Genomic DNA, 25,493 nt, shown 5'->3' on the forward strand with positions numbered 1-25,493 from the left:
CGGCTTCCCCGGCGCCGGGCCGCTTCGCGTCCCGGCGCCGCCGACCTCTTGACCGGAGCACCGCCCCGGGCCCTGAATGGGAACGTGAGCGAACGGCATTCGGCCAAGGACCGGCGCCGCACCCGGGAGTTCGATGCCTTCGTCGCGGGCGCGGCCGCGCGGTTGCTGCATGTCTCCACCCTGCTCACGGCCGAGCCGCCCCGGTCCAACCCCCGCGCGCAGGAACTGCTCACGGCGGCCCTCGCCCGCACCTACGCGGACTGGGACCGCCTGCGGGGCGACGACCCGTACGACCGCACACGCCGCGCACTCGCCGTCCGCTTCGCCCGCGGCGCCTGGCGCCACCACCGGTGGGCGGCCGAGGGCGTGCTGGGCCGGCTCACACCGCAGGAGCGGCTGGTCCTCGTCCTGCGCCTGTACGAGGGCGTCGCCGAGGAGCAGGCGGCGACGCTGCTCGGCATCCCTCCCGAGCGCGTCCGGGCCGTGTGCACGCGGGCGGTCGCGGTCATGCGCAACTCCTCCTCGGCGCCGCCCTCCCGGCTCGCCCTCCCCTCCCGGCTGGGGACGGCCTGATGAGCGGGTCGGAGCGGAAGGAGGCCGAGGTCCGCCGGATGATGGAGACCCCGCACCCGGTGGTCCCCGGCGGGCTCGGGGCGCAGGCGGCGGCCCGGGGCGACCGGCTGCTGCGGCGCCACCGCGCCCTGCGGCGCGCCCTCTGGCTCCTGCTGTCCGCCGCGCTGCTGGCCCTGGCGGTGTGGGCGCTGGCCACCGAGCCGTGGCTGCTTCCTCCCTCGGACACGGTGCCGCCCGTGGAGGGCGTCTGAGGGGCCGCCTGCGCCTCCGGGGCCCGGCGCGCGGCGACGCAGGGTGACCGGTGGGCCGTGCCGGGTCGCGGCCGGGGAGCGGAGTGCGCCTCGCGGGGCCGCTCGCACCCGCGGCCGGGGCCTCGGCGTCCTACCCTGGAAGGAGCGGCGTTAAGGGAACCCGACCGTCCCGGAGGAGGCCGCCATGACCAGGAAAGTCGCCGACTGCCGCAACACCCCGAGTGTCAGCGGGTGCACCCTCACGATCACCGGTGAGGAGGAGGAGGTCGTCCGGGCGGCGGCCGAGCACGCCGTCTCGGTGCACGAGCACACGGACGGCCCGGAGCTGCGCCGGATGATCCGCGAGGGCCTGGAGGACGAGAAGGTGCCCGCCTGAGCGCACGGCACACGGCGGGGCCCCGTCCGCACCTGTGCGGACGGGGCCCCGCGCGGGTTCCGGAGCCTCAGCCCAGGGCCTGCTTCAGGTCGGCGACCAGGTCGTCGGCCGCCTCGATGCCGACCGACAGCCGCACCAGGTCGCCCGGCACCTCCAGCGCCGAGCCGACGACCGAGGCGTGGGTCATCCGGCCGGGGTGCTCGATCAGCGACTCGACGCCGCCCAGCGACTCGCCCAGGGTGAACAGCCGCGCCCGGTCGCAGACCCGGACCGCGGCCGCCTCGCCGCCCTCGACGCGGAAGGACACCATGCCGCCGAAGGACTTCATCTGCTTCGCGGCCACCTCGTGCCCCGGGTGCTCGGGGAGCCCCGGGTAGAGGACCTGCGTCACGCCGGGGTGGGTGGTCAGCATCTCGGCGACGCGGGCCGCGTTCTCGCTGTGGCGGTCCATGCGCACCGGCAGCGTCTTGATGCCCCGCAGCACCAGCCAGGAGTCGAAGGGCCCGGCCACCGCGCCCATCGCGTTCTGGTGGTAGGCCAGCTCCTCGCCCAGCTCGGCGTCGGCCGCCACCAGCGCGCCGCCGACGACGTCCGAGTGGCCGCCCATGTACTTGGTCAGCGAGTGCACCACGACGTCGGCGCCGAGGGCGATCGGCTGCTGGAGGTAGGGGCTCGCGAAGGTGTTGTCGACGACCAGCCTGGCACCGGCCCCGCGGGCCACCTCGGCGACCGCGGCGATGTCGGTGATGCCGAGGAGCGGGTTGGAGGGGGTCTCCACCCAGATCACCTTGGTGCGGTCGTTCACCGCGGCGCGGACGGCGGCCGGGTCGGAGGTGTCGGCCACCGAGTAGTCGACGCCCCAGCGCTGGACGACCTTGGCGAACAGGCGGAAGGTGCCGCCGTAGGCGTCGTTCGGGATCACCACGTGCGCACCGGGGTGGAGCAGGGTGCGCAGCAGGCAGTCCTCGGCGGCCAGCCCGGACGCGAAGGCGAGACCACGGCGGCCGCCCTCGATCGCCGCCAGGTTCTCCTCCAGCGCGGTGCGGGTCGGGTTGGCGCTGCGGCTGTACTCGTAGCCGCCGCGCAGTCCGCCGACACCGTCCTGCTTGTAGGTGGACACCTGGTAGATCGGCGGTACGACCGCGCCCGTCAGCGGGTCGGCCGTGTTGCCCGCGTGGATGGCGCGGGTCTCGAAGCTGTGCATGGTGTGGTCGTCGCTCATGAGGCCCGAGCGTAGTCCCGTGGCGCCCGGTGCGCGCCCGCTCCCCGCGCGCTCCGTGGGCCCCGTCCCACCGCACGCCCCCGGCGGGCGCCGTCCCCGGAAAGGCGGACGACCTGAGGGGGCCTTCGCGGGGCCGGGGACGCCGGGGGACGGGCCGCCCGGGGAGCGGGCGGGGTCCGGGACAATGGGGCCATGGAGATTCTCTGGTTCCTGATCGCGATGGGCATGCTGGCCGCGGTCGTCGGCCCCTACGTCATGCGCCGCCGCTCCGGCATCCGGCTCGCCGCCCCCGGCTCCCCCGAGGCCGCCGACCCCGACGACTACGGCTTCCTCCGCCAGGAACAGCTGGACGTCCGGCTCCCGGGCCCGGACCAGGACCTCCTCGACGTCCTCGACGTCGTCCAGCGCACCCAGGACTGGCGGGCCGCCGCGCAGCTGCTCGCCGGGACGCCGAAGGAGGGGGAGGTCCGCTGGCAGCGCGTGCAGGCCTTCGCCGGCGCGGCCTCCCTCGAACTCGTGAAGCAGCCGGGCACCGGCGGGGCCTGGCTGCGCGACTGGCGCTCCGAGTCGCCCAAGGACGCGGGCGGCGCGCAGGTGCACGCCGAGTTCCTGGTGCAGCAGGCGTGGCGGACCTCCACCGCCGGAACGGACGAGTTCCGGATCATCCTGGAAGAGGCCCGCAGCGTCTGCGAACAGGCCGCCCTGCTCTCCCCCGGCGACCCGGTACCCGCCATCACCGAGCTGGCCGTCGCCCGCGGACTCGGCGCCTCCCGGGAGGAGTTCGACCGGCTCTGGGCCCGGATCCTGGACCGCGCCCCCGAGCACATGGGCGCCCACCTCGCCGCGCTGCACCACCTGTGCGCGAAGTGGCACGGCTCCCGCGAGGAGGCGGACCGGTTCGCCGTCGCCGCGGCCGCCCGGGCACCCGAGGGCTCGCTGCTCGCCGCGCTGCCGCTGTTCGCGGTCTACGAGCACCTGCCCGAGGTGAACCTGGTGCGCGGCTTCTACCAGGGCGCCGTCGTCGGCAGGGCGGTCGAGGGAGCCCTCTACGCCGTCCACTCGGCACGCGCCGACGACCCGATGCTGGCGCACGTGCGGCACCTGCTGGTCCTCTTCCTGGTGCGGTCCGAGCGGTGGGCCGAGGCCATGCACCAGCTCGTCCGGGTGGACGGCCACGTCGGCGCCGTGCCCTGGACGCAGAGCGCCGACCCGGCGGCCGAGTACGCGGTCCACCGCGCCCTGGCGGTCGCGGGCTTCGAGGCCAACGGCGGCAGCCCGGCGACGCTCCGGCGCTGACGGCCCCGGCCGGGAGCGGCGCCGGCGGAATTCCCGGCGGGCCCGGGGCGTTGTCCCCGGTGCCGTCACCGTGAAGGAGAAACGACCATGCTCTTCGGCCGTACGCCCGTGCTGCCCACCCCGGAGCAGGCCCTCAAGGGCCGCCCCGAACCGTCCTTCACCGTCCCGGAGCGCCACACCGTCCTCGGCAACCCGCTCCTCGGCCCCTATCCCGAGGGTCTGGAGGTCGCGGACTTCGCCCTCGGGTGCTTCTGGGGAGCCGAGCGCGTCTTCTGGCGGACGCCGGGCGTGTGGACCACTCTCGTCGGCTACCAGGGCGGCCACACCGAGAACCCGACGTACGAGGAGGCCTGCTCGGGGATGACGGGCCACACCGAGGCGGTACGGGTCGTCTTCGACCCCTCGGCCGTCTCGTACGAGCAGTTGCTGAAGGTGTTCTGGGAGGCACACGACCCGACGCAGGGCTTCCGCCAGGGCAACGACGTCGGCACCCAGTACCGCTCGGCCGTCCACACCCACTCCCCCGCCCAGGCCGCCGCGGCCGCCGCCTCCCGCGACGCCTACCAGAAGGTCCTGACGGGCTCCGGACTGGGAACGATCACCACCGAGGTCCTGCCCGCGGAGGGACGCCCCTTCTACCCTGCCGAGGCGTACCACCAGCAGTACCTGGACAAGAACCCCGGCGGCTACTGCGGCATCGGCGGCACGGGGGTGAGCTGCCCGGTCGGCGTGGCCGAGGCTCCCGTGGAGTGAACGACGTCCCTCTCCCCGACCCGGCGCACGAGCGGCTGACCCGGCTCTGGCAGGCCCACCGGCCTGCCGGGCCGGTGCTGCCGTGGGAACTGAAGACGGTGTACGGGAGCCGCTGGGTGCGCTTCCACAGCCTGCCGGAGTCGAAGCGTTACGCGCAGGACGAGGCCGAGTACGCGGTCCTCCTCGACCGCTACAACACGGTCCTCGACGAGCTCTTCGCGGGCGGCGAGGCGTACGTGGTGACCACCGACTGGGCCGACCCGTCCGAGCCGACGGACTACGCGGCCCGCCGCGCCGCCCTCCACCCGCAGGGCACGCTGTGGACCCCCCTGGACGAGACCGACGACCCTGATCCGGCCTTCCACACGCGTTGGTACTTCTACGCCGACCGGCGCCCCTGGCAGCGCGGCTGCCTCGACCCGCTCCTCCGCGCCGTCGCGGACGACACGCTGCCCGGCATCTTCGTGACGGACCCCGGCTTCACCCGGATCCACCACCCGTACGACGCCGGCGCGGACGTCATCCTCCCCACCCCCGAGGAACGCGACCGCCTGCGCGACCGGCACTCCGCCTGGCTGTCCGCGCACCCGTCGGGGTACTGATCAGGACGGATCGTAGCCGTAGACCCGCTTCGCGTCCAGATGGAGCTCGTACGGGCCCCAACAGTCTGCGGCGAGCGTGGCCACCCGGGCGCCGCAGGGACAGGCACGGTTGAGTCCGCTGTCTCCGGAGGGTCCGCAGCATCCGCTGCTGTTCTCCCAGTCCGGCAGCGGCTGGATGTCGGGCGCGTCATCGGGGTGGATCACGATGTTGTCGAGCGGCCCGGCCGAGACCATGAGGACCCCTTCATCACTCCGCCAGGGCCCACGCGGCTGCGCAGGCCCGCCGCCCTCCTGGTCCGGATGCGGCACGTACGGAGCGCCCCACGGTTCGGTCTCGATCGCGTAGTGCCCCTGCGGCACTGTGGCCGATGCCAGCCGGCTCTCCTTGTCCCGTTCCTCGTCGTCGGGCGCTGAGGGAACGGCAGGCAGCGGCGTCAGGTCTGGCGTAAGACTGCCGCCGCACTTGGCACACAGGAAGACGGTCATGCTGCCGTTGTAGCCGCCGCGTACATCCCAGCGCATCCTCGATTCCAACCGAGGGGGCTGCTTTCCCGTTCTGGAAAGGATCAGTACTTGACCCCACCACAACCAGCTCGGGAGCATCGAACACGACAGGCGTACGCCGACATGTGGGGGCGAGGATGCTGCGGAAGCTGTCCGGTGACCCGGAGTGCAGGAACGGAACGTGCCCGACGCTGTGGGGTACCGAGGACGCCAAGGACTACGTAGTGCAGGGCTACGTCATCACCGACCCCGAGCGGCTGGCACAGCTCGACCTGCCCGAGGGTGAGACCGCCGTCGTGGTCCCGGCCGCGGTGCTGGAGGAGTACTTCCGTGCTCAACGGTGAGGAATTCGGCCGTCTCTTCGAGACCTTCGAGCGGACCGCCTTCCGCCTGGAGACGCTCGCCGTCTACAGCGTGGAGGAGGAGCGCGAGGAGTTCGAACGCTTCCTGGCCGGCGGGGACATGGGGCCTGACTGGGACGACAACCCATGGGTTCGATCCATGACCGACAAGGGCAAGCAGGTCTCACGCGTCCATGTGCTCAGGTCTCCACTAACCGATTACTTGCGGTACGAACTGGCCGCCTACCCGGGCAACATCACGGCCGGTGAGACCATCGGCATCATCGACCAGGCCGACCAGGAAGTTGCCAGCCTGCCCGATCACGACTTCTGGTTGTTCGACGACCAGGACGTATACCGGATGCACTACACACCCGAAGGTGCATTCATCGGCGCCGAGCTGCTTCCTGCCCACTGCCTTACCGAGTATCAGGACTACCGAGACCGCGCCTTGGCCGAAGCTGTGCCGTTCGCGGACTACTGGGAGCGGCACCACTGACCGCCGACTCGATCGGGAAAGCCCTGCGGGCGCTGCGCGACGCATCCGGACTCACGGGTGACGCGGTGGCCCGCAGGGCTTCCATGTCTGCCGGGAAGCTCTCGAAGATCGAGACCGGCAAGGTACGACCGACCGTCCAGGACGTGGACTTGGTCCTCACCGCCATAGGCGTGAGCCAGGAAGTCAAGGAAGAGTTCCTGGCAGCCGCCCGCGCTGAAGCCACCGAGGCCACCGCATGGCGCCTGCTGCGCCGCATGGGCCCCTGGAAGCACCAGAAGACCATCCGGGCCATCGAGGCCGGCACAACCACACTCAGGCTCTTTCAAGGGCAGCTCTTTCCCGGACTCCTCCAGACGCCCGAGTACGCCTACGCCGTCTTCTCCCTGCCTCCGTCCCTGCCGGAGGAGACCAGGACCAAGACCGTGGCTGCCCGCCTCGAACGGCAATCCGTCCTGTACGAACCGGGCAGGTCGTTCCACTTCCTGATCTGCGAACACGTACTCCGGTGGCGCATCTGCGAGCCCGTGGTCATGGCGCTCCAGCTCGACCGGCTCGCATCCGTGTCCCGTCTGCCCAACGTCTCGCTGGGGGTCGTCCCGTCCGACCGCCGGATGCCCGACTTCCCTATGACCTGCTTCAGCCTCCACGACGACCGTCTCGTCATCGTGGAGACGTTCCACTCCGAGGTCACCACCCGCGACCCGAAGGACGTCCAGCTCTACCTCGACACCTTCGAACGGTTCGCCGCGGTGGCGGTCTACGGCGATGCCATGAGAGCCCTGGTCGAGGGCATCCGGGACGGATTCTTGCCCCAACAGGAAAGGTCCTAGAAAGAGCTGCTCAGCGGGTGAAGCATCAGCGGTGCCGACACCCGAGGGAGGGAATCCCAGTGAGCAGCCCCAGCACCACGATGGACCCGCCGGTTCAACTGTCCCTCCCCCGCACACAGCCTGCGCCTGCGCCTGCGCCGGGTTGCGGTGTCTGCGCTGCCCTTGCGAAGCAACGCACAGCGGCGTACGGCGCCGGGGACCTGTCCGCCGTCTCGGACTGCAACGTCGAGCTGGCCACGCACCCCACGAAGCACTCTGGGGGGCGGTAGTGGACATGCAGACCGGGAGAGACGGACGTACAGCGGCTCTGAGCGCCTCCGAACCTCCTCAGGGTGGATCGCGGTGGTGCTGCGCGGCCCGGCAGAGATCATCACAGTCCGGCGGCCCGGGTCCGGCGCCCAGCGCGTTCGGCGGGCGCCCTCCTCCTGGCCTGCCGCGTCAGCGGCCGTCGTCCCCGGACTGCCCCGATGGGGCCGTGCGGCTTCCGCCGAGCAGGAGCACCAGACCGGCCAGGCCCCCCACCAGCCACGGGCCCATCGCGAACACCGGCCCCCCGAGGACGACCGCGGCGGCGAAGCCCGCGAGCGAGGCCGTGAGCACGCCGGCAGCGCTGCGCGCGACGACCGTGCCCCGGTCCCATTCCTGCCGCAGCACGCCCTCGCGGCGCCACAGTTGCCAGAAGGCGACGGCGGTGAACAGGGCCATGCCCCCCGCAATGGGCAGAGGAACCGGGGGGAAACCAGCGCCGAAGGCGCCGTCGCCCCGGGCCAGCTCCCGCACCCCGGTGACGAACACCACGGGTCCGATCAGGGCGAAGACGGCTGCTACGGCCCGGACGAAGCCGGGCCGCACGAGCGTTCTCCTGGGGGCTCCGAAGAGCACGGACCGCTGCGAGAACGTCAGCAGCCGGGCAGCGGCACCCCGTATGTCCGCCGCCACGATCACACCGAATCCCGTCGCCAGCACGCCCCACACCACAGAGAACAGCGCACCGCCCTCACTGCTTCCCTGCATCCCGGTCCTTCCGCCGTCATCTGTGCGAACCGCTGCCACCGTACGGCGGCCTACCTGCCGGTATCGATGCCGGGTTCCGGCAGTCCTCAGGTGGTCCCTGCTGGCGAGGAGGCCGGGAGCCTTCCCCGCGGGCGACCGGAGCGGGCGGCGCCTGTCGCCCGGCGAGGCCGACCGGCCGAACCGTGGCCCGGCTGCGGCGGGCACGCCCTGGTCACCGTCCACCGGGTGCCGTTCCCCGAGACCGGCCTCCGGCCGGAGGTACCGGCGGCGGCCCTGCTGCCGTGGGCGGAGCGGGAGTTCGGCCTGCCGCCGTGTCCGGTCGGCGCGGCGTTCGACCGGGCCGCGAACCGCTACCGCTTCACCCGGCCCGGCGAGGGCGCCGCGCTCACGGACGCCGCCCCGCCGGGATGGCCCCGGCCTGTGCCAGTCTCGGGGGATGATCGACCACATCTCGGTACAGGTGACGGACCCGGCGGCCAGCGCCGCCTTCTACGACCGTGTGCTCGCCCCCCTGGGCGGGGCCCGGCTCTTCGAGCGCGACGGTGGCAGGGTGATCGGCTACGGGCGGGACTTCCCCTCGTTCTGGATCGGCCCGGCGGACACCGGTGGCCCGGCCCGCGAGGCGCATCTTGCCTTCACGGCGCGCGACCGGGCGGCCGTGCGCGCCTTCTTCGAGGCCGCGGTCGCGGCGGGGGCCGAGGTGCTGCACGAGCCGAGGACGTGGCCGGAGTACCACCCGGCGTACTACGGGGCGTTCGTCCGGGACCCGGACGGCAACAACGTCGAGGCGGTCTGCCACGCCCCCGGGTAGGCACCAGGCCCCGGTCCGGCTGAGCCGGACCGGAGCACGGGGCGGCTCCCCGGATCAGGCGCCCGCCCGGGCCCCTCGGAGGGCCGCTGCCGTCGCGGAGGCGTCGTAGCCGGGGCCCACGCCCTCGGCGAGGACCACGTCGCCCGCCATGTGGCGGGTGCGCAGCGGCAGGAGCGCCCGGTAGGCGTCGGAGGCGTACCAGGCTCGGGCCTCCCCGGTGCTGGGGAAGGCGACGACCACCAGGGCCCCGGGCCAGTCGCCCTCCAGCACCTCCACGGCCGAGCCGTGGACGAGGAAGCGTCCGCCGTAAGGCTCCATGGTCCGCTGGATGCGTTCCATGTAGGTGAGGACCTCCTCGTCGAGGTGCTCGGCGGGGTGCAGGTGGGCGACGGCGTACGCGGTCATGGCGTCCTCCGGGGGCGGGGTGCCCGGGGTTCCGGGCATGCCCCGATCGTGCCGGGACGCGCAGGTGCCCGTCGATGACCTCGGAGGTCATCGACGGGCACGGTGCCGGGCTGTCAGATGGTGGACGTGTCGATGACGAAGCGGTACCGCACGTCGCTCGCCAGGACCCGCTCGTACGCCTCGTTGACCCGGTCCGCGGAGATCACCTCGATCTCCGCGCCGAGGCCGTGCTCGGCGCAGAAGTCGAGCATCTCCTGGGTCTCGGGGAGTCCGCCGATGCCCGAGCCGGCGAGCGTCCTGCGGTCGCCGATCAGCGAGAACAGGTTGAGGGAGACGGGCTCCTCGGGGGCGCCCACGTTGACCAGTGCGCCGTCCGTGCGCAGCAGGCCGAGGTACGTGTCGAAGGGCAGCGGTGCCGAGACCGTGGAGACGATGAGGTCGAAGGTGCCGGCCAGCGCCTCGAACGTGGCCTCGTCGGAGGTGGCGTGGTAGGCCGCCGCGCCGAGTCGGAGGCCGTCGTCCTTCTTGCGGAGCGTCTGGGAGAGGACGGTCACCTCGGCGCCGAGGGCGTGGGCGATCTTGACTCCCATGTGGCCCAGGCCGCCGAGGCCGACGATGGCGACCTTCTTCCCGGGGCCGGCCTTCCAGTGGCGCAGCGGCGAGTAGAGGGTGATGCCCGCGCACAGCAGCGGGGCGGCCCGGTCGAGCGCGAGGCCGTCGGGGATGCGGACGGTGAAGCGCTCGTCGACGACGATCCGGGTGGAGTAGCCGCCGTAGGTGGGCTCGCCGTTCTTGTCGAGGGCGTTGTAGGTGGCCACACCGCCGCCGGTGCAGTACTGCTCCAGGCCCGCCTCGCAGTTGTCGCACACGCGGCAGGAGTCCACGAGGCAGCCGACGCCGACCCGGTCGCCGGGGGCGAAGCGGGTGACGCCGGAGCCGACCTCGGCGACGACACCGGCGATCTCGTGGCCGGGGACCATGGGGTAGATGCCCTTGCCCCAGCCGTCGCGTGCCTGGTGGATGTCGGAGTGGCAGATGCCCGCGAACCTGACGTCGATCAGCACGTCGTGCTCGCCCACGGCTCGCCGGGGGATGGTGGTGCGCTGAAGCGGGGCGCCGGCGGCGGGGGCCGCGTAGGCCGGGACGGTGGAGGCGTTCGTGGTCATGGGGCGAGCCTGCCTCCGGTGCGTCGGTGCACCCAGTCCCCTGCTGTTCCTATGCCCGCGGTGCCTATCACCCGCAGGGTCAGGCTCGCAGCATCGGCCGGTGACCGGGGACCGGATACTGGGGGGATGGACCAGCGTGCGGAACTCAGCGAATTCCTCCGGTCGAGGAGGGCCCGGCTGAAGCCTGCGGACGTGGGGCTTCCCGACTTCGGGCGCTACCGGCGGGTGCCGGGGCTGCGCCGGGAGGAGCTGGCGCAGCTGGCCGGGGTGTCGGTGGCGTACTACACGCGGCTGGAGCAGGGCAACGGGCAGAACGTGTCCTCGGAGGTGCTGGACTCGATCGCGCGGGCGCTGCGGCTGTCGGAGACCGAGCGGGCCCATCTGACCCATCTGGCGAAGCCGAAGGCGAAGAAGCGCCGGGCGGCCGCGGCCCGGCCGCAGCAGGTGCGTCCGCAGGTGCGGCAGCTGATCGACGCGATGGACCCGGTGCCCGCTGTGGTGCTGGGCCGGGGGCTGGACATCCTGGCGTGGAACCGGATGGCGCGGGCCCTGCTGGGCGACTTCGCCGCGTGGGAGCCGCAGGAGCGCAACATGGCCCGGCATGTGTTCCTGGACGACAACGCCCGGAGCCTGTACCGCGATTGGGAGTGCAAGGCCGTCGAGGTGGTGAGCGTGCTGCGGCTGTGCGCGGGCTGCTACCCGGACGATCTGCGGTTGTCGGGGCTGGTGGGGGAACTGTCCGTGAAGAGCGAGGAGTTCCGGTCGCTGTGGGCGGCGCACACGGTGGCGGACAAGGGCCACGGCGTGAAGCGGCTGAACCATCCGCTGGTGGGCGACCTGGATCTGGCGCACGAGACGCTTCAGTTCCCCGACGACCACGACCTGTCGCTGGTCACCTACCACGCGGAGCCGGGAAGCCGGTCCGCGGAGTCGCTGCGGCTGCTCTCCGACTGGGGGGTCGAGGAGGCGGCGGACGCGGGCACCAGGTGAGTGCGGGAGGTCCCGCGGGGCGGGAGGCTCACAGGGTGGTGCGGAAGTACCCGGCAGTCCGTTCGCGACGGTAGCCGAGGGCCGCGTTGACGGCGCGCATGGGTGCGTTGTCGTCGGCGACGGTCGTGGCGATCTCGCGCAGGGAGGGCAGGGTCCCGGGTACGAGGCCCATCAGGTGGCGCTTGACCGCCCGGCCGAGGCCCCGGCCGCGGTGGCGGGGGATGACCACGGTGTCGTACTGGAGGGCCCGGGTGTCGGCGGGATCGCGCAGGACGAGCTCGGTGTAGGCCGCGACCTCCCCCGTGGCGGTGTGCAGGACGGCGGCGGTGAGGATCCGGCCACCCCGCTCCTCGACCAGGCGGGCGGCCGCTCTCACGCGGTCTGCGTCCCAGGCGGGGGCGGGTGTGCCGGGGTCGCCCGAGGGGGCGTCGGCCATGGCGCGGTGGGCGTCGGCGAAGGGCTCGGCGTGGGCGTCGGGGACCGTGCCGGTCCAGTGGGCGTGGGTGTAGCCGGGCGGGAGGGCGGGGGCCTGCGGTCGTGCGGCGAGGGCGCCCCGCAGGTCCTGCACGTACCAGGCGAGCGGCAGGGCGTTGGCGAAGCCGCGGGCGCGGGCGAAGCGCTCTCCGGCGCCGCCGCTCTCCACCAGGGCGGACAGCGAGGTGCGGCCGTCGGCGAGGAGTGCGGCGCGCAGGGCCTCCCAGAGCCGGTGCCCCGTGCCGTGTCCGCGGGCGCCGGGGCGGACGACGAGGGTGTCCAGGTGGGCCGTGTGCCGGTCGGCGTCGCCGGTGGGGAGCACCAGGGAGGCGACACCGTCGAAGCCGCCGCCGGCACCGGGTGCGGTCAGGTGCAGGGTCCGGGTGCGGGCGGCCGGGAGGCTGAGCCTGCCGGCGCTGTCGGCCCGGCCGGGCGGGGGCACTCCGGGGAGGTCGTGGAGGTGCGCCTCGCGCACGGTGGCGTGCCAGGCGTCGACGGCGGTGCCGGTGGGGGGCGTGGCCAGGGGGGTGACGGGCGGGGCGGAGGTGCTCATGGGAGGCAGGCTACGAGCGTCTCCGACGGGGCGCAGGTGGTTTTCCCCGGGGTCGGAGGGCCCCGGCGGAAACGGAGGCGGCGGCCCCCTCCGTCGGGGGCCGCCGCGTGTGTGGCGTCGTGCGGTGGGTCAGACGGCGGAGCCGGCCGTCCACTGCGACCAGGGCATGTTCCAGCCGTTGAGGCCGTTGTCGGGCTGGATGACCTTGTCCTTGGAGTTCTTGACGACGACCACGTCCCCGACGAGGGAGTTGTCGTAGAACCAGGCGCCGGGCTGGTTCGGGTCGCCCGCGCCCTTGACGTCGTTCAGGCCGACGCAGCCGTGGCTGGTGTTGGCGCTGCCGAAGACGGAGTCCGCGCCCCAGTAGTTGCCGTGGATGAAGGTGCCGGAGGTGGACAGGCGCATGGCGTGCGGCACGTCCTTGATGTCGTACTCGCCCTCGCCGTCGTCGTCGGTGAAGCCGACGGTGGCGCCGTTCATCCGGGTCTCCTTGAACTTCTCGGAGATCACCATCTGGCCGTTGTAGGTCGGGTTCTCGGGCGAGCCGGCGGAGATCGGGATGGTCTTGATCGTCTTGCCGTCCTGGGTGACCGTCATGGTCTTGGCGGCGACGTCGACCGTGGAGACCTGGTTGCGGCCGATCTTGAAGGTGACGGTCTTCTGCTGGACTCCGTACATGCCGTCCGCGCCCTCGACGCCGTCGAGGGCCAGCTTGAGGGTCACCGTGGAGCCCTCGGTCCAGTACTGGTCCGGGCGGAAGTCCAGGCGCTGGTCGTTGAACCAGTGGCCGACGACCTCCTGGCCGGAGCTGGAGCTGACGGTGATGCCGGACTGGACGGCCTTGCGGTCGGTGATCGCCTTGTTGAAGTTGATCGAGACCGGCATGCCGACGCCGACGGTGGAGCCGTCCTCGGGCGTGAAGTAGCCGATGAAGCTGTCGTCCGGGGACACGGTGGTGAAGGAGGAGTTCTCGTGGGCCTCCAGCCCGGCCTCGTCCTTCGCCGTGGCGGCGAGCTTGTAGGAGGTGGACCGCTGCAGCGGGGCGTCCGGCTGCCAGCTCCTGCCGTCCGCGGCCAGGGTGCCCGCGACCGGGGTACCGTCCGCGGCGGTCATCTCCACCGCGGTCAGGGTGCCGTCGGTGACGGTGACCTTGGCGGCGTTGTTGATGCTGGCGTTGTCGGAGCCGTTCTCGGGCGTGATCGCTATTCGGGCCTTGGAGACCTCCTTGGCCGCCGCCGCGTCGACCTCCGCCTGTGACGCCGCGGAACTCTTGGTGGACGCTTCCTTGTCGCCGTCGCTGCACGCGGAAAGCACCAGCACGCCCCCGAGCATCGCGGACACGGCCACCAGGCCCCTGCGCCGCTTGCTGTCCGTCATCACACGCTTCTCCATCGTCGCCGATTCCGCCTGACCGTCACTAGGGACAATCCCCATATCGGGGTATCCGGTTCCCTCTCCGCAAGGGATGTGGGGAACAACACTGCCGGGCGCTCCCCCGGGCGCCTGCCCCGCCGTTCGTTTCGACGCGGTGGGAAGCCCGCCGGTTGCACCCGTGGTCCGGTTCGTTGCTCCTGCCCGGTGTCCGGGCCTCCGATGCCCGCCGCTCGCGCCGGACCCGCGGAGGAGCACCGGGGGGCGCTGGAGGGGCCGCTCCGTCCCCATCATGCTCCTCGACGGGGGCGTCCCGGTACCGCCCCCTTCGGCCGGGGCTGCGCCGGTGCGGCCGGAGGCGTCCTGCGTGTCCCGGGCGTCCCGCGTGTCCCGGGCGCCTCGGCAGCCCCGGGCGGGGCCGCCGCGCCCGCTCCCGCGCCCTGCCGCGCGCCTCGCCGCCCTACCGTGCGCCCTCACCGGCCGGGGCGTCGCCGTCCTCGTCGTCCTCGTCGTCCCCGTCGTCCCCGTCGTCCTCGTCGAGGTCCCACTCCAGCGCGTCCGGGTCGTAGGCGACCGCCTCGCTGCTCCAGGACGCCTGGGTCAGCTCGACGCCCGGCACCTCCGAGAGCAGGTCGAAGGGGTCGACGAGGGAGGCCAGGGCCTCCGCTCCGTCCTCGCGCACCGCCGACTCGGCGTGGGCGCGCTCGTCGTCGTGCAGCAGCGGGTCGGCGGCGATCCGCTCCAGTGCGGCGCCCGTGAGCGCCCCGAGGTCCTCGATCTCCAGGACCAGATCCACCCGGAGGCGCACGAAGCGCCCGGTCTCATCCGTCGTCATGGAACGGGAGCGTAAGGGCTGTCCCGTCGTGCCCGGTGGATGAGGCGCGCGGCGTCGGATGCGGTGCGCCGGAAGGCGGAGGGCCGCCTTCGCAGCGGGTGCGTTCGGAAGACCCGGCGACGCGGCGAGGCCGTCGTCGCGCGCCCGGCGGGGACGACCGGACCGCACTCGGCGGCGCCCTCGGGTTTCGCGCGGCCCGCCGCGTTCACTAGCATCGGCGCACCGCAGATCACCACCGCTTCGAGGGGGACCGCTCCGTGTCCGTCGCACGTCGCCCGCTGCTGACCGCAGCCACCGCAGGAACGCTGCTGTGCGCGCTGTGGTTCGTCCCCTCGGCGAACGCGACCGCGGACAGACCGGCCGAGCCCTCCGCGGCTCCCTCCCCCGCGCCCGCACCCGTCGCCGGGGACGGCGGGCAGGGGCTCCGGCTGGCGGAGACGGGCAGCGTGGACACCACCCCCTATCTGGCCGGGGGTGCGGCGTGCCTGGCGATCGGTGCGGGCTTCGTCGCCTTCTCGGTACGTCGCGGGGCCGCCCGGCCCGCCTGACCCCCTGCCCCGGGGAGGACCGGACGGTCCTCCCCGGGGTACGGCCTCAGGCCAGCGGGCCGGTGACCGGCTCCACGGCCGCGACCAGCCGTCCGTCGCGCACGAAGGCGTCGGCGGCGGCCAGGTCGGGCGCGAGGAAGCGGTCGGGGCCGGGGCCCCGGACGCCCGCGGCGCGCAGCGCCTCCACGGCGGCCCGGGAGGCCGGGGCCGGGGTGAGGTGGCGCCGGAGCTCCAGCGCGCGGCTGGCCGCGTACAGCTCGACGGCGAGCACGCGGGTGAGGTTGTCGACGGCGGTGCGCAGCTTGCGCGCGGCCGACCAGCCCATCGAGACGTGGTCCTCCTGCATCGCCGAGGAGGGGATGGAGTCGGCGGAGGCCGGGACGGCGAGCCGCTTCATCTCGCTGACCAGTGCGGCCTGGGTGTACTGGGCGATCATCAGACCGGAGTCCACTCCCGCGTCGTCGGCCAGGAAGGGCGGCAGGCCGTGCGAGCGGTTCTTGTCCAGGAGCCGGTCGGTGCGGCGCTCGGCGATCGAGGCGAGATCGGCGGCGGCGATGGCGAGGAAGTCGAGCACGTAGGCGACCGGGGCGCCGTGGAAGTTGCCGTTGGACTCCACCCGGCCCTCGGCACCGGCGGTGTCGCCGAGGAGGACCACGGGGTTGTCCACCGCGGCGGCCAGCTCGCGCTCGGCCACGAGGAGGGCGTGTGCCAGGGTGTCGCGCCCCGCGCCCGCGACCTGGGGGGCGCAGCGCACCGAGTAGGCGTCCTGGACGCGGGGCGCCTCCTCCTCCTGGAAGTGCCCGGTGAGCCCGGAGCCCTTCAGGACGGAGAGCATGTTGGCGGCGGAGGCCGCCTGGCCCGGGTGCGGGCGGATCGCGTGCAGCTCGGGGGCGAGGACCCTCTCGGTACCGAGCAGCGCCTCCAGGGTGAGCGCCGCGGTGATGTCGGCCGAGGTGTAGAGCCGGGAGAGGTCGGCGAGGGCCATGATCAGCATGCCGAGCATGCCGTCGGTGCCGTTGAGGAGCGCCAGCCCCTCCTTCTCGTGGAGCTCCACCGGCTTGACGCCGTGCTCGGCGAAGAGCTCGGCGACGGGCCGCAGGGTGCCGTCGGGGCCCTCCGCGTCGCCTTCGCCCATGAGCGCGAGGGCGCAGTGGGACAGCGGTGCGAGGTCACCGGAGCAGCCGAGGGACCCGTACTCGTGGACGACGGGGGTGATGCCGGCGTTGAGCACGTCCGCCATGGTCTGCGCGACCTCGGGGCGTACGCCGGTGCGGCCGGAGCACACGGTCTTCAGGCGCAGGAACATCAGGGCGCGCACCACCTCGCGTTCGACGCGCGGGCCCATCCCGGCGGCGTGCGAGCGCACGATGTTGCGCTGGAGCTGGACGCGCAGCTCCGGGCTGATGTGGCGGGTGGCGAGGGCACCGAAACCGGTGGAGACCCCGTAGACGGGCTCGGGCTTGGCGGCCAGGGCGTCCACGACGGCCCGGGCCTCGGCGAGGGCCGCGCGGGCTTCGGGGGAGAGTTCGACACGGGCCCCGTCGCGGGCCACGGCGACGACGTCTTCGACGGTGGTGCCGGACGTCCCCACCACGACAGTGTGCATATCCATATTCAGCAGCGTACGGACTGAATCGCAACCTGTCACCAGTCCGGCGGGCAGCGGCTCCCTGCCGCGGGGGCGGCCGGCGGAGGGCGGCCCCGGCGCGTCACGGCTCGCTCCACGGCTCCTCCGCCGCGGCCGCCGGGTCCTCCTCCGGGCGGGCGTCGCGGAAACGCCTGCGGTCCTGCGGCGAGGGCGGAGGGGAGTCGGCCAGGCGCATCACGGTCCCGTCCCGCCCCGCGACCACCGGCCCGGGCGAGCGGGCGGCCTTGGCCCGGTACTGGGCGGCGTCGGCCAGCCGGAACAGCCGGCGCCCGTCCCGCACCCGGCCGATCGGGTCGCCGGTCGAGGCGACACCGCAGGCGACCCCGGCACCCAGTTCGAGTTCCCCGGCCCGCACACACAGCTCCTCGGCGGCCGCCACCACCTCGTCGGCGGCCGGACCCTCGGCGAGGAGGCAGAACTCGTCGCCGCCGAGGCGGGCCGCGAGCGCGCCCGCCAGCATCGCGCCGCACCGGGAGAGCACCGAGCCGAACCGTTCCAGCAGCCGGTCGCCGACGGCGTGCCCGAGGGTGTCGTTGACCTGCTTGAGGCCGTTGAGGTCGCAGACCACCAGGCTCACCACCGTGCCGTCCGCCACGTGCCGCTCCAGGGCCTCGTCGAGTCGGCTGTCGACGGCCCTGCGGTTGGCGAGACCGGTCAGCGGGTCGGTGAAGGCCAGTCGGCGCACCTCCTCCAGCCGCTCGGTCTGCACGATCCCGGCGGCGACGACCGAGGCGAGCACCGTGGCGAAGTCGGCGTCCGCGCCGGTGAAGAGGGGCGCGCCGAGGGGGCGGGCCACATAGAGCTCGCCCCAGGCGCGGCCGTGGAGCACGATCGGCGCGACCACACAGGAGCCGCGGCGCCGTCGGCGCAGGGCGGCGACGCGCTGGTGGCAGTAGCCGTGCCCCGGCGTGGCGGGGCCGTCGGCGGTCTCCACCCAGGCGCCGCCGCGGCGCCCTCCGGCGGCGGGGCCGCCCGCGCCGCCCGCCCACTGCGTGTGGAGGAACTCCGTGATCTCGGGGAAACGGTTCACCGGATAGCTCTCGGACTCCGGGAACTCCTCCTCGTCGTCCACTCTCTGACCGGCGTTCACCAGCACCCGCAGCCTGCCGCGCTCGCGCTCCCACGTCGACAGCGCCCCGAAGGTGCCGTCGAGCGCGACACAGGCGCCGAGCGCCGCGGCGCGCCAGGTCTCGCGCGGCGTGTGGGCGGCCGCCATCGCCTGTGCCAGCGCCACCACGGCCCGCAGCCGCCGATCCTCAGCCATCTTTCCAGCTTAGGGAGGTTTGTCCGGTTTTCATCGGTCGACGCGGGCACGAACGGCCGGGGCGGCCCGGGAGGCCGACCCACCCGCGCCGACCCGCCGGGTCACTCCCCGGGCCAGGCCGGCTTCCGCTTCTCGTTGAACGCGGCGACCCCCTCGGCGCGGTCGCCGGAGAAGGCCGTGGCACGCCAGGCGGCGTCCTCCACCTCCAGGCCCGCCCGGAGATCCAGGCCCTGGCCCAGGCGCATGGCCTTCTTGGCGTTGCGCAGACCGACCGGGGAGTTGACGGCGATGCGCGCCGCGAGGGCCAGCGCCTCGGCGCGGGCGTCCTCGGCGAGCACGTCGACCAGTCCCGACTCCCGGGCCTCCGCGGCCTCGACGCGCCGCGCCGTGAAGACCAGCTCGGCGGCCCGCGCGGCACCGACGCGCCGCGGCAGGAGCTGGGTTCCGCCACCGCCGGGGATGACGCCCACGGAGACCTCGGGCAGCCCGACCACGGTGGTGGCGTCGCCGACGATCACATCGCAGGAGAGGGCGAGTTCGAAGCCGCCGCCGAGCGCGAAGCCGTGGACGGCCGCGATGGTCGGCATGGGGAGCTCCAGCACCCCCGTGTAGGCGGACCGCGCGGTCGGGCGCTGGCGCACCAGGTCGGCGTCGGAGAAGGAGTTGCGCTCCTTGAGGTCGGCGCCGACGCAGAAGGCCCTGTCGTTGCTGGAGGTCACCACGGTGACGCGGACGTCCCGGTCCGCGGCGAGCGCCTCGCAGGCGGCCGCGACGGAGGCCGCCATCGCGGTGGAGACGGCGTTCATCGCCTTCGGACGGTCGAGCACCAGCTCGGCCACGTACCCCTGCTCGTGCCTGCGCACCGCGACGAACTCGCCGAACCTCTGCTCGGTTTCCGCCATGACGTCCCACCCTCCCGGTTAACGATGGTTCACCGGGATCATAGGTCCCCTCGGGCGCCCCGGCGGGGGCGAGGCCCGGGAAATCCGCGCCCGGCAGGCGCGGCCCGGCCGGCCGGGCCGAGGGGGAAGCAAACGGGGCGCGCCGGGGACGGGGGCGCGTGCGCGGGGCGGACGGCAGCGCCGGGCGCGTCAGGGGCGGGGGCGCCGCCCGAGCAGCCACGGCTCCACCACGCCCAGGCCGCGCACCGGGCGCTGCCACATCGGCTGGAGCCCGTAGCGGTAGGGCGAGGGCTCCTCCCCCTCCTTCTCCGCGGCAGCCGCCTCGGCCTCCGACGCGGGTGCGTCCCCGGTCCTGATCAGCTCCTCGGCGAACGCCCCGTCCACCAGGACGGCGTCCTTCGGCGCTATCGACGTCAGCCGGCTGGCCAGGTTGACCGTGGTGCCGAAGACGTCCCCCATCCGCGTGGTCACCGTGCCGAAGGCGATGCCGACGCGCAGGGCGGGCATGGTCTCGTCCTCGGTCATCGCGTCGATCAGGCGCAGCGCGATCTCGGCGGCGGTGCGGGCGTCGTCGGCGGCGTAGAGGACCTCGTCGCCCAGGGTCTTGATCAGCCGGCCGCCGTGGGCGGCCACCAGGTCGGCGCAGGTGGTCTCGAAGGACTCGACCAGCTCGCCGAGCTCCTCCTCCTCCAGCCGGCGGGTCAGCCGGGTGAAGCCGACGAGGTCGGCGAAGCCGACGGCGAGGCGCCGGTCGACCATCTCCTCGTCGTCCGCGGCCTGCACCACGCGGCCGGTGGCCGCGGCGAGCTGGCGCCGCCACACGTAGACGAGGAACTCCTCCAGCTCGGGCAGGAGCAGTTCGACCAGGGGGTAGGTGACCTCGGTGCGGGTCATCCCGGGTTCCGGCGGCTCGGTCAGCCCCTCCAGGAAGGAGTCGATCTGCCACTCGGCCAACCGGGCGGTGGTCTGCCCGGTGGACCGGGCGACCTGGATGGCCATCGGCTCGCTGAGCAGGCCCGCCTCGACGAGGCCGGCCAGGCGCCGCAGGGCCAGTACGTCGGCCTCGGTCAGCGCCCTGGCCTGGCCGATGTCGGCGAAGCCCATGGCGCGCCAGAAGCGGGAGGCGAGCTCCATGGAGACCCCGGCCGTGCGCGCGGCCTGGAAGGGCGTGTAGCGCCGCTCGGCGCCGAGGATCAGCTGTTCGAGCCGGATGGCCAGCGGGTCGTCCGAGGGCTCCGCCGTGTGGTCGACCTCGCGGTGCGGCGGGTGGACGGCGCCGGCCCCCGGCGGGGCCCCGGAGCCGGAGGAGCCGGACGAGGGGTCGCGCGGCGGCTGCGCGCCCGCGCCGGACGTGGTGTCGTCGACGGTCACCAGCCGCCTCCTGCCCGTTCCCTGCGCACGTACCTGCCGATCTGTCGCTCGATCGCCTCAACGATACGGCAGGTGTGCCTCAGCTCACGTCCCGAAGGCCGACTCGATCCGGACGGGATCGGGTATACCCGCCGGTCACCGGGGGGCACCTCCCCCGCCCCGGGCGTCCCCGCGGCCACACCGGCCCCGCGCGCCCCGGCCCGTCAGCCCGCGGTGCGCAGATGGACGACGTCGCCCGCGCCGACCGGGGTGCGCTCGCCGTCCGCGCCCGAGACGACCAGGCGGCCGTCGCCGTCGACGGCGACGGCCTCGCCGGTCAGCTCCCCGCCTCCGGGCAGCTCGGCGCGGACCGTGCGGCCCAGCGTGGCGCAGCCCGCCGCGTAGGCCTCCTGGAGCCCCGAGGCGGCCGGGTCGCCGCCCGCCGACCGCCAGCGCCCGTACCACTCCTCCAGCGCGCGCAGCACGGCCCGCAGCAGCGGGTCCCGGTCGGTGGAGACGGCGTTCGCCAGGGCCAGCGAACCCGCCCCCGGGACGGGCAGCTCGTCGGCGCGCAGCGTGACGTTGACGCCGATGCCGAGCACCACCGCGTCCCCGCCCGCCCGCTCGGCGAGGATCCCGCCGGTCTTGCGCTCCTCGCCGTCCACGGTCACCAGCAGGTCGTTGGGCCATTTGAGGGACATGTCCGTCCCCGCCGCCCGGGCCAGGCCGGTCGCGGCGGCGACTCCGGCGAGCAGCGGGAGCCAGCCCCAGCGCTCGACGGGGACGCCCGCACCGGGCCGCAGCAGCACGGAGACGAACAGCCCGGAGCGGGCCGGGGCGGTCCAGCTGCGGTCGAGACGGCCGCGCCCGGCGGTCTGCTCCTCGGCCACCAGCACGGTGCCCTCCTCCAGCGAGGCGGCACGTTCCACCAGGTCCGCGTTGGTGGAGCCGGTCGAGGCGACGACCTCCAGGGAGGTCCACAGCCCGCCCGGGACGAGGATGCCGCGGCGCAGCGAGGCGGTGTTCAGCGGCGGGCGGTCGAGGTCGGACCAGCGGCTTGCGTGCGCGCCGTCGGGCGCATTGTCTGGCGTCATGCAACCCAGGTTAGGTGTGGCAAACGCCGCACTGCCGAACGCAATCGGCGCCGATACGCTACGAGCCAGTAGCAACGGAACCCGTTCAGTCGACTCCGTCACCGACCCCTCCGTCACCGTCCCCGCGACCAGTCAGGGAGCCGCACCCCGATGTCCGAGCCGGAAGCCATCGACATCCACACCACCGCGGGCAAGATCGCGGATCTCCAGCGCCGGATCCACGAGGCGACGCACGCCGGCTCCGCACGTGCCGTGGAGAAGCAGCACGCCAAGGGCAAGCTGACGGCCCGGGAGCGGATCGGTCTGCTGCTCGACGAGGACTCGTTCGTGGAGCTGGACGAGTTCGCCCGCCACCGCTCGACCAACTTCGGCCTGGAGAAGACCCGGCCCTACGGCGACGGCGTGGTCACCGGCTACGGGACGGTCGACGGCCGCCCGGTGGCCGTGTTCTCGCAGGACTTCACCGTCTTCGGCGGCGCCCTCGGCGAGGTGTTCGGGCAGAAGATCATCAAGGTGATGGACTTCGCCCTGAAGACCGGCTGCCCGGTCGTGGGCATCAACGACTCCGGCGGCGCCCGCATCCAGGAGGGCGTCAGCGCGCTCGGGATGTACGGCGAGATCTTCCGCCGCAACACCCACGCCTCGGGCGTCATCCCGCAGATCTCGCTGGTCGTCGGCCCCTGCGCGGGCGGTGCGGTGTACTCCCCGGCCATCACGGACTTCACGGTGATGGTGGACCAGACCTCGCACATGTTCATCACCGGCCCGGACGTCATCAAGACGGTGACCGGCGAGGACGTGGGCTTCGAGGAGCTGGGCGGCGCGCGCACCCACAACAGCACCTCGGGCGTGGCGCACCACATGTCCGGCGACGAGAAGGACGCGATCGAGTACGTCAAGTCGCTGCTGTCCTACCTTCCGTCGAACAACCTCTCGGAGCCGCCGTCGTTCCCCGAGGCCGCGGACACCGCCGTCGGCGACGAGGACCGCGAGCTGGACACGCTGATCCCGGACTCGGCGAACCAGCCCTACGACATCCGCACCGTCGTGGAGCACGTCCTCGACGACGCGGAGTTCCTGGAGACGCAGGCGCTGTTCGCGCCGAACATCGTGACCGGTTTCGGGCGGGTGGAGGGGCACCCGGTGGGCATCGTCGCCAACCAGCCCATGCAGTTCGCCGGCTGCCTGGACATCGACGCCTCCGAGAAGGCCGCGCGCTTCGTGCGCACCTGCGACGCCTTCAACGTCCCCGTGCTGACCTTCGTGGACGTGCCCGGCTTCCTGCCGGGCGTGGACCAGGAGTACGGCGGCATCATCCGGCGCGGCGCCAAGCTGATCTACGCCTACGCGGAGGCGACGGTCCCGCTGATCACCGTCATCACCCGCAAGGCGTTCGGCGGGGCGTACGACGTGATGGGCTCCAAGCACCTGGGCGCGGACCTCAACCTGGCGTGGCCGACGGCGCAGATCGCCGTGATGGGCGCCCAGGGCGCCGTGAACATCCTGCACCGCCGCACCATCGCCGCCGTGGAGGACCCCGAGGAGCAGGAGACGACCCGGGCGCGGCTGATCCAGGAGTACGAGGACGCGCTGCTGAACCCGTACACGGCCGCCGAGCGCGGCTACATCGACGCGGTGGTCATGCCCTCCGAGACGCGCGCGCACATCGTCAAGGGACTGCGGCAGCTGCGGACCAAGCGGGAGAGCCTGCCCCCCAAGAAGCACGGCAACATCCCGCTGTAGGAGGCTGAGCGATGATCAGGGTCGTACGAGGAAACCCGACCCCGGAGGAGCTGGCGGCCGCCCTGGCCGTCGTCCGGGCGCGCGCCGCGGCGGCCGCCGAGGCGGCGGCGGGCGCGACGGAGGCGGTGCCGGAGGGGTGGTCGGACCCCGCGCGCATCGCCCGCACCCGCAGGCCCCAGCCGGGGCCGCGGTCCTGGGGGCGCACCTACTGGCCGGTCTGAGGGACGTCCCGGGCGGTGCGCCGTCCGGGACGGGGTGCGGGGCCCGCCCCGTCCGGCCGGGGCGCGGGGCGCCCGGGTGCCTCCGGCGGGCCTGAGTACGCGTACTCAGGCCGCGTCGCGGCCGGGGCGGCAGGATCGGGGGCATGCTCTGGTCCGATCCCGAGAACGAGCCGCCGAAGGAGATGCGCGACATGCAGGCGATGCTGCGCCGCGCGGGCCTGCTGCTGGCCCTCGCGATGCTCGTCGCCATGGTCGCGACCGGTCTGCGCTGACCGCGCCCGCACGGGCCGCGGGCACCCCTGCCCGGGGCCGGTGCCGGGTGGCGGCGCCCGTAGCATGGCGCCATGCGCCTCGTCCTCGCCTCCGCCTCCCCCGCCCGCCTCGGACTCCTCCGCCAGGCCGGTTTCGACCCGCACGTCCTGGTCAGCGGCGTGGACGAGGACGCGCTCACCGCTCCCACCCCCGGGGAGCTGGCGCTGCTGCTGGCCGAGGCCAAGGCGGAGGCCGTCGCGGCCCGCCCCGAGGCGGCCGGCTCGCTGCTGGTGGCCTGCGACTCCGTGCTCGACCTCGACGGCGTGGCGCACGGCAAGCCCGCCGACGCCGAGGAGGCGACCGCCCGATGGAAGGCGATGCGCGGCAGGGCCGGAGTGCTCAGGACCGGGCACTGCGTGATCGACACCGTGACCGGCCGCCGCGCCTCGGCGACCGCGTCGACCACGGTCCGCTTCGGCGAGCCCTCGGACGCGGAGATCGCGGCCTACGTGGCGAGCGGCGAACCGCTGCACGTGGCGGGGGCCTTCACGCTGGACGGCCGGTCCGCCCCCTTCGTGGACGCGATCGAGGGGGACCACGGCAACGTCATCGGGCTGTCGCTGCCCCTGCTGCGCCGGCTGCTCGCCGAGGTGGGGCACTCCGTCACCGACCTGTGGACCTGAGCGCGGGGCCGGCCGCCGCCCCCGCTCAGGCCGGGGCCGCGTCCGGTCCGGCTCCCGACGCCGCAGCCCCGCCCCCGGGTTCCGCGGGCGCGGCCGCGTCGCGTTCGTAGGCGACCAGCGGCAGGACCACCAGGCCGAGCACGGCCATGAGGAAGGCGAACGCGCCCCAGCCGACCAGTCCCACCGCCAGGGCGCCGAGCACGCCGTGCGCCACGGCGCAGACGACGAGCAGGATGCGCGCGACCCTCCCGGGGGCGCGGTCGCGGACCCCGGTCAGCGCCAGCAGCACGGAGCAGGCCGCGAGGAACAGGCCCGAGCCTATGCCGAGGGCCCAGGTTCCTCCGGCCATCACCTGCGGGTCCATTCCGTCCAGGGACATGTTCTGGCCCGTCACGAAGCGGGCCATGATGCCGTTGAGCACGACGATGCCGACGGCCTCCGCCAGCAGGACAAGCGCGGCCGCCACGGCCACCGTTCTGCGCACCACGGCGCCCCCAACCCTCGTTGCCGGACGTACGTACGACGACCGGCACGCTACTGACCGGTAGACGCGGGGACAAGAGGTGCGGCACTCCCGGGCGCCCGGCAAAGTTTGATTGGTCCATTCGTAGGGACTCCACAAAGAATCACCCCGGGCCGGTGGGCCGGTGAACAGAGACCTTGACCACACCGGAGGGCTACTGTGCTGGGAGAGAACCCGTCGTACCGTGATGCGACAAGGGATTTCGCGCTCGATCGAGCCTCGAATCACGCTCCGTGTGGGCAAGCTCACCATTGGGGACGGGTCGAAAGGCCGTGTCGGCAGTCCCTAAACTCAGCTTGTTTCAAGGAGGGAGCCATCGTGCGCAAGGTGCTCATCGCCAACCGTGGCGAAATCGCTGTCCGCGTGGCCCGGGCGTGCCGGGATGCGGGGATCCTGAGC

Annotated in this window: 31 protein-coding genes; 17 read left to right on the forward strand and 14 right to left on the reverse strand. The window is 73.5% G+C overall.

Annotation, left to right across the window (positions count from 1 at the left end; translation table 11 throughout):
* Positions 1 to 84: 84 nt before the first annotated feature.
* The 3 genes from NPS70_RS26865 (at position 85) to NPS70_RS26875 (ending at position 1,200) form a co-directional block, all read left to right on the forward strand.
* Positions 85 to 573 (forward strand): sigma factor-like helix-turn-helix DNA-binding protein, encoded by a 489-nt coding sequence (locus tag NPS70_RS26865; RefSeq protein WP_256527032.1) that lies wholly within the window; start codon positions 85 to 87, stop codon positions 571 to 573.
* Positions 573 to 824, forward strand: coding sequence for a hypothetical protein (locus NPS70_RS26870; protein ID WP_256527033.1), 252 nt, complete (start codon positions 573 to 575; stop codon positions 822 to 824). Before NPS70_RS26865 ends, NPS70_RS26870 begins: the two co-directional genes overlap by 1 nt.
* 184 nt (positions 825 to 1,008) lie before the next feature.
* A complete protein-coding gene (locus NPS70_RS26875) occupies positions 1,009 to 1,200 on the forward strand; it encodes a DUF1059 domain-containing protein (protein ID WP_256527034.1) in 192 nt (63 codons plus the stop codon).
* Between the two features lie 67 nt (positions 1,201 to 1,267).
* Here NPS70_RS26875 and NPS70_RS26880 read toward each other — a convergent pair whose 3' ends face one another.
* Positions 1,268 to 2,422: a cystathionine gamma-synthase gene (locus tag NPS70_RS26880; protein ID WP_256527036.1), complete on the reverse strand. Its 1,155-nt coding sequence runs from the start codon at positions 2,420 to 2,422 to the stop codon at positions 1,268 to 1,270.
* A gap of 192 nt (positions 2,423 to 2,614) precedes the next feature.
* Between NPS70_RS26880 and NPS70_RS26885 the strand changes: the two genes are divergently transcribed.
* The 3 genes from NPS70_RS26885 (at position 2,615) to NPS70_RS26895 (ending at position 5,073) form a co-directional block, all read left to right on the forward strand.
* Entirely contained in the window at positions 2,615 to 3,718 is a 1,104-nt protein-coding gene (locus NPS70_RS26885) for a hypothetical protein (protein ID WP_256527037.1), read from the forward strand.
* Between the two features lie 87 nt (positions 3,719 to 3,805).
* Positions 3,806 to 4,471: a peptide-methionine (S)-S-oxide reductase MsrA gene (gene msrA, locus NPS70_RS26890; protein WP_256527038.1), complete on the forward strand. Its 666-nt coding sequence runs from the start codon at positions 3,806 to 3,808 to the stop codon at positions 4,469 to 4,471.
* Positions 4,468 to 5,073 (forward strand): hypothetical protein, encoded by a 606-nt coding sequence (locus NPS70_RS26895; protein WP_256527039.1) that lies wholly within the window; start codon positions 4,468 to 4,470, stop codon positions 5,071 to 5,073. The genes msrA and NPS70_RS26895 overlap by 4 nt, the downstream gene beginning before the upstream one ends.
* Here NPS70_RS26895 and NPS70_RS26900 read toward each other — a convergent pair whose 3' ends face one another.
* Positions 5,074 to 5,559: a hypothetical protein gene (locus NPS70_RS26900; RefSeq protein ID WP_256527040.1), complete on the reverse strand. Its 486-nt coding sequence runs from the start codon at positions 5,557 to 5,559 to the stop codon at positions 5,074 to 5,076.
* A 155-nt stretch (positions 5,560 to 5,714) separates the two neighbouring features.
* Between NPS70_RS26900 and NPS70_RS26905 the strand changes: the two genes are divergently transcribed.
* From NPS70_RS26905 to NPS70_RS26915, 3 genes are read left to right on the forward strand one after another with little or no spacing between them, the layout of a single operon-like run.
* Entirely contained in the window at positions 5,715 to 5,921 is a 207-nt protein-coding gene (locus NPS70_RS26905; RefSeq protein WP_060178883.1) for a hypothetical protein, read from the forward strand.
* Positions 5,908 to 6,417 (forward strand): DUF6879 family protein, encoded by a 510-nt coding sequence (locus NPS70_RS26910; protein ID WP_256527041.1) that lies wholly within the window; start codon positions 5,908 to 5,910, stop codon positions 6,415 to 6,417. Before NPS70_RS26905 ends, NPS70_RS26910 begins: the two co-directional genes overlap by 14 nt.
* A gap of 23 nt (positions 6,418 to 6,440) precedes the next feature.
* Positions 6,441 to 7,247, forward strand: a complete 807-nt coding sequence (locus NPS70_RS26915; RefSeq protein WP_256527068.1) for a helix-turn-helix transcriptional regulator — start codon at positions 6,441 to 6,443, stop codon at positions 7,245 to 7,247.
* A 438-nt stretch (positions 7,248 to 7,685) separates the two neighbouring features.
* Here NPS70_RS26915 and NPS70_RS26925 read toward each other — a convergent pair whose 3' ends face one another.
* Positions 7,686 to 8,261, reverse strand: a complete 576-nt coding sequence (locus NPS70_RS26925; RefSeq protein WP_256527042.1) for a hypothetical protein — start codon at positions 8,259 to 8,261, stop codon at positions 7,686 to 7,688.
* 436 nt (positions 8,262 to 8,697) lie between these two features.
* On the opposite strand from NPS70_RS26925, the gene NPS70_RS26930 reads away from it, so the two are divergent.
* A complete protein-coding gene (locus tag NPS70_RS26930; RefSeq protein ID WP_256527043.1) occupies positions 8,698 to 9,072 on the forward strand; it encodes a VOC family protein in 375 nt (124 codons plus the stop codon).
* A 54-nt stretch (positions 9,073 to 9,126) separates the two neighbouring features.
* Here the strand turns inward: NPS70_RS26930 and NPS70_RS26935 are convergent, their stop codons facing one another.
* Both NPS70_RS26935 and NPS70_RS26940 read right to left on the reverse strand, forming a co-directional pair.
* Positions 9,127 to 9,477, reverse strand: coding sequence for a DUF1330 domain-containing protein (locus NPS70_RS26935; RefSeq protein ID WP_256527070.1), 351 nt, complete (start codon positions 9,475 to 9,477; stop codon positions 9,127 to 9,129).
* A gap of 113 nt (positions 9,478 to 9,590) precedes the next feature.
* The gene (locus NPS70_RS26940) at positions 9,591 to 10,643 is read right to left on the reverse strand and encodes an NAD(P)-dependent alcohol dehydrogenase (protein WP_256527044.1); all 1,053 of its coding nucleotides are present in this window, start codon (positions 10,641 to 10,643) and stop codon (positions 9,591 to 9,593) included.
* A gap of 126 nt (positions 10,644 to 10,769) precedes the next feature.
* Here NPS70_RS26940 and NPS70_RS26945 point away from each other — a divergent pair, with 126 nt between their 5' ends.
* Entirely contained in the window at positions 10,770 to 11,633 is an 864-nt protein-coding gene (locus NPS70_RS26945; protein ID WP_256527046.1) for a helix-turn-helix transcriptional regulator, read from the forward strand.
* A gap of 28 nt (positions 11,634 to 11,661) precedes the next feature.
* On the opposite strand, the gene NPS70_RS26950 is transcribed toward NPS70_RS26945, so the two are convergent.
* The 3 genes from NPS70_RS26950 to NPS70_RS26960 form a co-directional block, all read right to left on the reverse strand.
* Positions 11,662 to 12,660 (reverse strand): GNAT family N-acetyltransferase, encoded by a 999-nt coding sequence (locus NPS70_RS26950; protein WP_256527047.1) that lies wholly within the window; start codon positions 12,658 to 12,660, stop codon positions 11,662 to 11,664.
* Between the two features lie 129 nt (positions 12,661 to 12,789).
* Positions 12,790 to 14,052: an Ig-like domain-containing protein gene (locus NPS70_RS26955; RefSeq protein ID WP_256527049.1), complete on the reverse strand. Its 1,263-nt coding sequence runs from the start codon at positions 14,050 to 14,052 to the stop codon at positions 12,790 to 12,792.
* A gap of 439 nt (positions 14,053 to 14,491) precedes the next feature.
* A complete protein-coding gene (locus tag NPS70_RS26960) occupies positions 14,492 to 14,866 on the reverse strand; it encodes a hypothetical protein (RefSeq protein WP_256527051.1) in 375 nt (124 codons plus the stop codon).
* A gap of 257 nt (positions 14,867 to 15,123) precedes the next feature.
* Here NPS70_RS26960 and NPS70_RS26965 point away from each other — a divergent pair, with 257 nt between their 5' ends.
* Positions 15,124 to 15,414 (forward strand): LAETG motif-containing sortase-dependent surface protein, encoded by a 291-nt coding sequence (locus NPS70_RS26965; protein ID WP_256527052.1) that lies wholly within the window; start codon positions 15,124 to 15,126, stop codon positions 15,412 to 15,414.
* A 46-nt stretch (positions 15,415 to 15,460) separates the two neighbouring features.
* Here the strand turns inward: NPS70_RS26965 and hutH are convergent, their stop codons facing one another.
* The 5 genes from hutH to NPS70_RS26990 all read right to left on the reverse strand — a co-directional run bounded on the left by hutH (position 15,461) and on the right by NPS70_RS26990 (position 21,672).
* Positions 15,461 to 17,020 carry a histidine ammonia-lyase gene (gene hutH, locus NPS70_RS26970; protein ID WP_256527071.1) on the reverse strand — a complete coding sequence of 520 codons (1,560 nt, stop codon included), beginning with the start codon at positions 17,018 to 17,020 and terminating at the stop codon, positions 15,461 to 15,463.
* A gap of 103 nt (positions 17,021 to 17,123) precedes the next feature.
* Entirely contained in the window at positions 17,124 to 18,326 is a 1,203-nt protein-coding gene (locus NPS70_RS26975; protein ID WP_256527053.1) for a sensor domain-containing diguanylate cyclase, read from the reverse strand.
* A gap of 101 nt (positions 18,327 to 18,427) precedes the next feature.
* On the reverse strand, positions 18,428 to 19,228 hold the full coding sequence (locus tag NPS70_RS26980; protein ID WP_256527054.1) for an enoyl-CoA hydratase/isomerase family protein: 801 nt from the start codon (positions 19,226 to 19,228) through the stop codon (positions 18,428 to 18,430).
* 189 nt (positions 19,229 to 19,417) lie between these two features.
* Positions 19,418 to 20,599, reverse strand: a complete 1,182-nt coding sequence (locus NPS70_RS26985) for an adenylate/guanylate cyclase domain-containing protein (RefSeq protein WP_256527055.1) — start codon at positions 20,597 to 20,599, stop codon at positions 19,418 to 19,420.
* A 203-nt stretch (positions 20,600 to 20,802) separates the two neighbouring features.
* Positions 20,803 to 21,672: a biotin--[acetyl-CoA-carboxylase] ligase gene (locus tag NPS70_RS26990; protein WP_256527056.1), complete on the reverse strand. Its 870-nt coding sequence runs from the start codon at positions 21,670 to 21,672 to the stop codon at positions 20,803 to 20,805.
* 150 nt (positions 21,673 to 21,822) lie between these two features.
* Here NPS70_RS26990 and NPS70_RS26995 point away from each other — a divergent pair, with 150 nt between their 5' ends.
* The 4 genes from NPS70_RS26995 (at position 21,823) to NPS70_RS27010 (ending at position 24,571) form a co-directional block, all read left to right on the forward strand.
* Positions 21,823 to 23,415 carry an acyl-CoA carboxylase subunit beta gene (locus NPS70_RS26995; protein ID WP_256527058.1) on the forward strand — a complete coding sequence of 531 codons (1,593 nt, stop codon included), beginning with the start codon at positions 21,823 to 21,825 and terminating at the stop codon, positions 23,413 to 23,415.
* A gap of 11 nt (positions 23,416 to 23,426) precedes the next feature.
* Positions 23,427 to 23,636, forward strand: a complete 210-nt coding sequence (locus NPS70_RS27000) for an acyl-CoA carboxylase epsilon subunit (RefSeq protein ID WP_256527059.1) — start codon at positions 23,427 to 23,429, stop codon at positions 23,634 to 23,636.
* Positions 23,637 to 23,779: 143 nt separating this feature from the next.
* Entirely contained in the window at positions 23,780 to 23,908 is a 129-nt protein-coding gene (mmpB, locus tag NPS70_RS27005; protein ID WP_256527060.1) for a morphogenic membrane protein MmpB, read from the forward strand.
* A gap of 72 nt (positions 23,909 to 23,980) precedes the next feature.
* Entirely contained in the window at positions 23,981 to 24,571 is a 591-nt protein-coding gene (locus tag NPS70_RS27010; protein ID WP_256527061.1) for a nucleoside triphosphate pyrophosphatase, read from the forward strand.
* Between the two features lie 25 nt (positions 24,572 to 24,596).
* Here NPS70_RS27010 and NPS70_RS27015 read toward each other — a convergent pair whose 3' ends face one another.
* Positions 24,597 to 25,058 carry a hypothetical protein gene (locus tag NPS70_RS27015; RefSeq protein WP_256527062.1) on the reverse strand — a complete coding sequence of 154 codons (462 nt, stop codon included), beginning with the start codon at positions 25,056 to 25,058 and terminating at the stop codon, positions 24,597 to 24,599.
* 354 nt (positions 25,059 to 25,412) lie between these two features.
* Here NPS70_RS27015 and NPS70_RS28790 point away from each other — a divergent pair.
* Positions 25,413 to 25,493: biotin carboxylase N-terminal domain-containing protein (locus tag NPS70_RS28790; protein WP_374212062.1), on the forward strand; the 81-nt coding region annotated here is incomplete at its 3' end.

Source organism: Streptomyces sp. C10-9-1 (genome assembly GCF_024497955.1).
GTDB lineage: Bacteria > Actinomycetota > Actinomycetes > Streptomycetales > Streptomycetaceae > Streptomyces > Streptomyces sanyensis.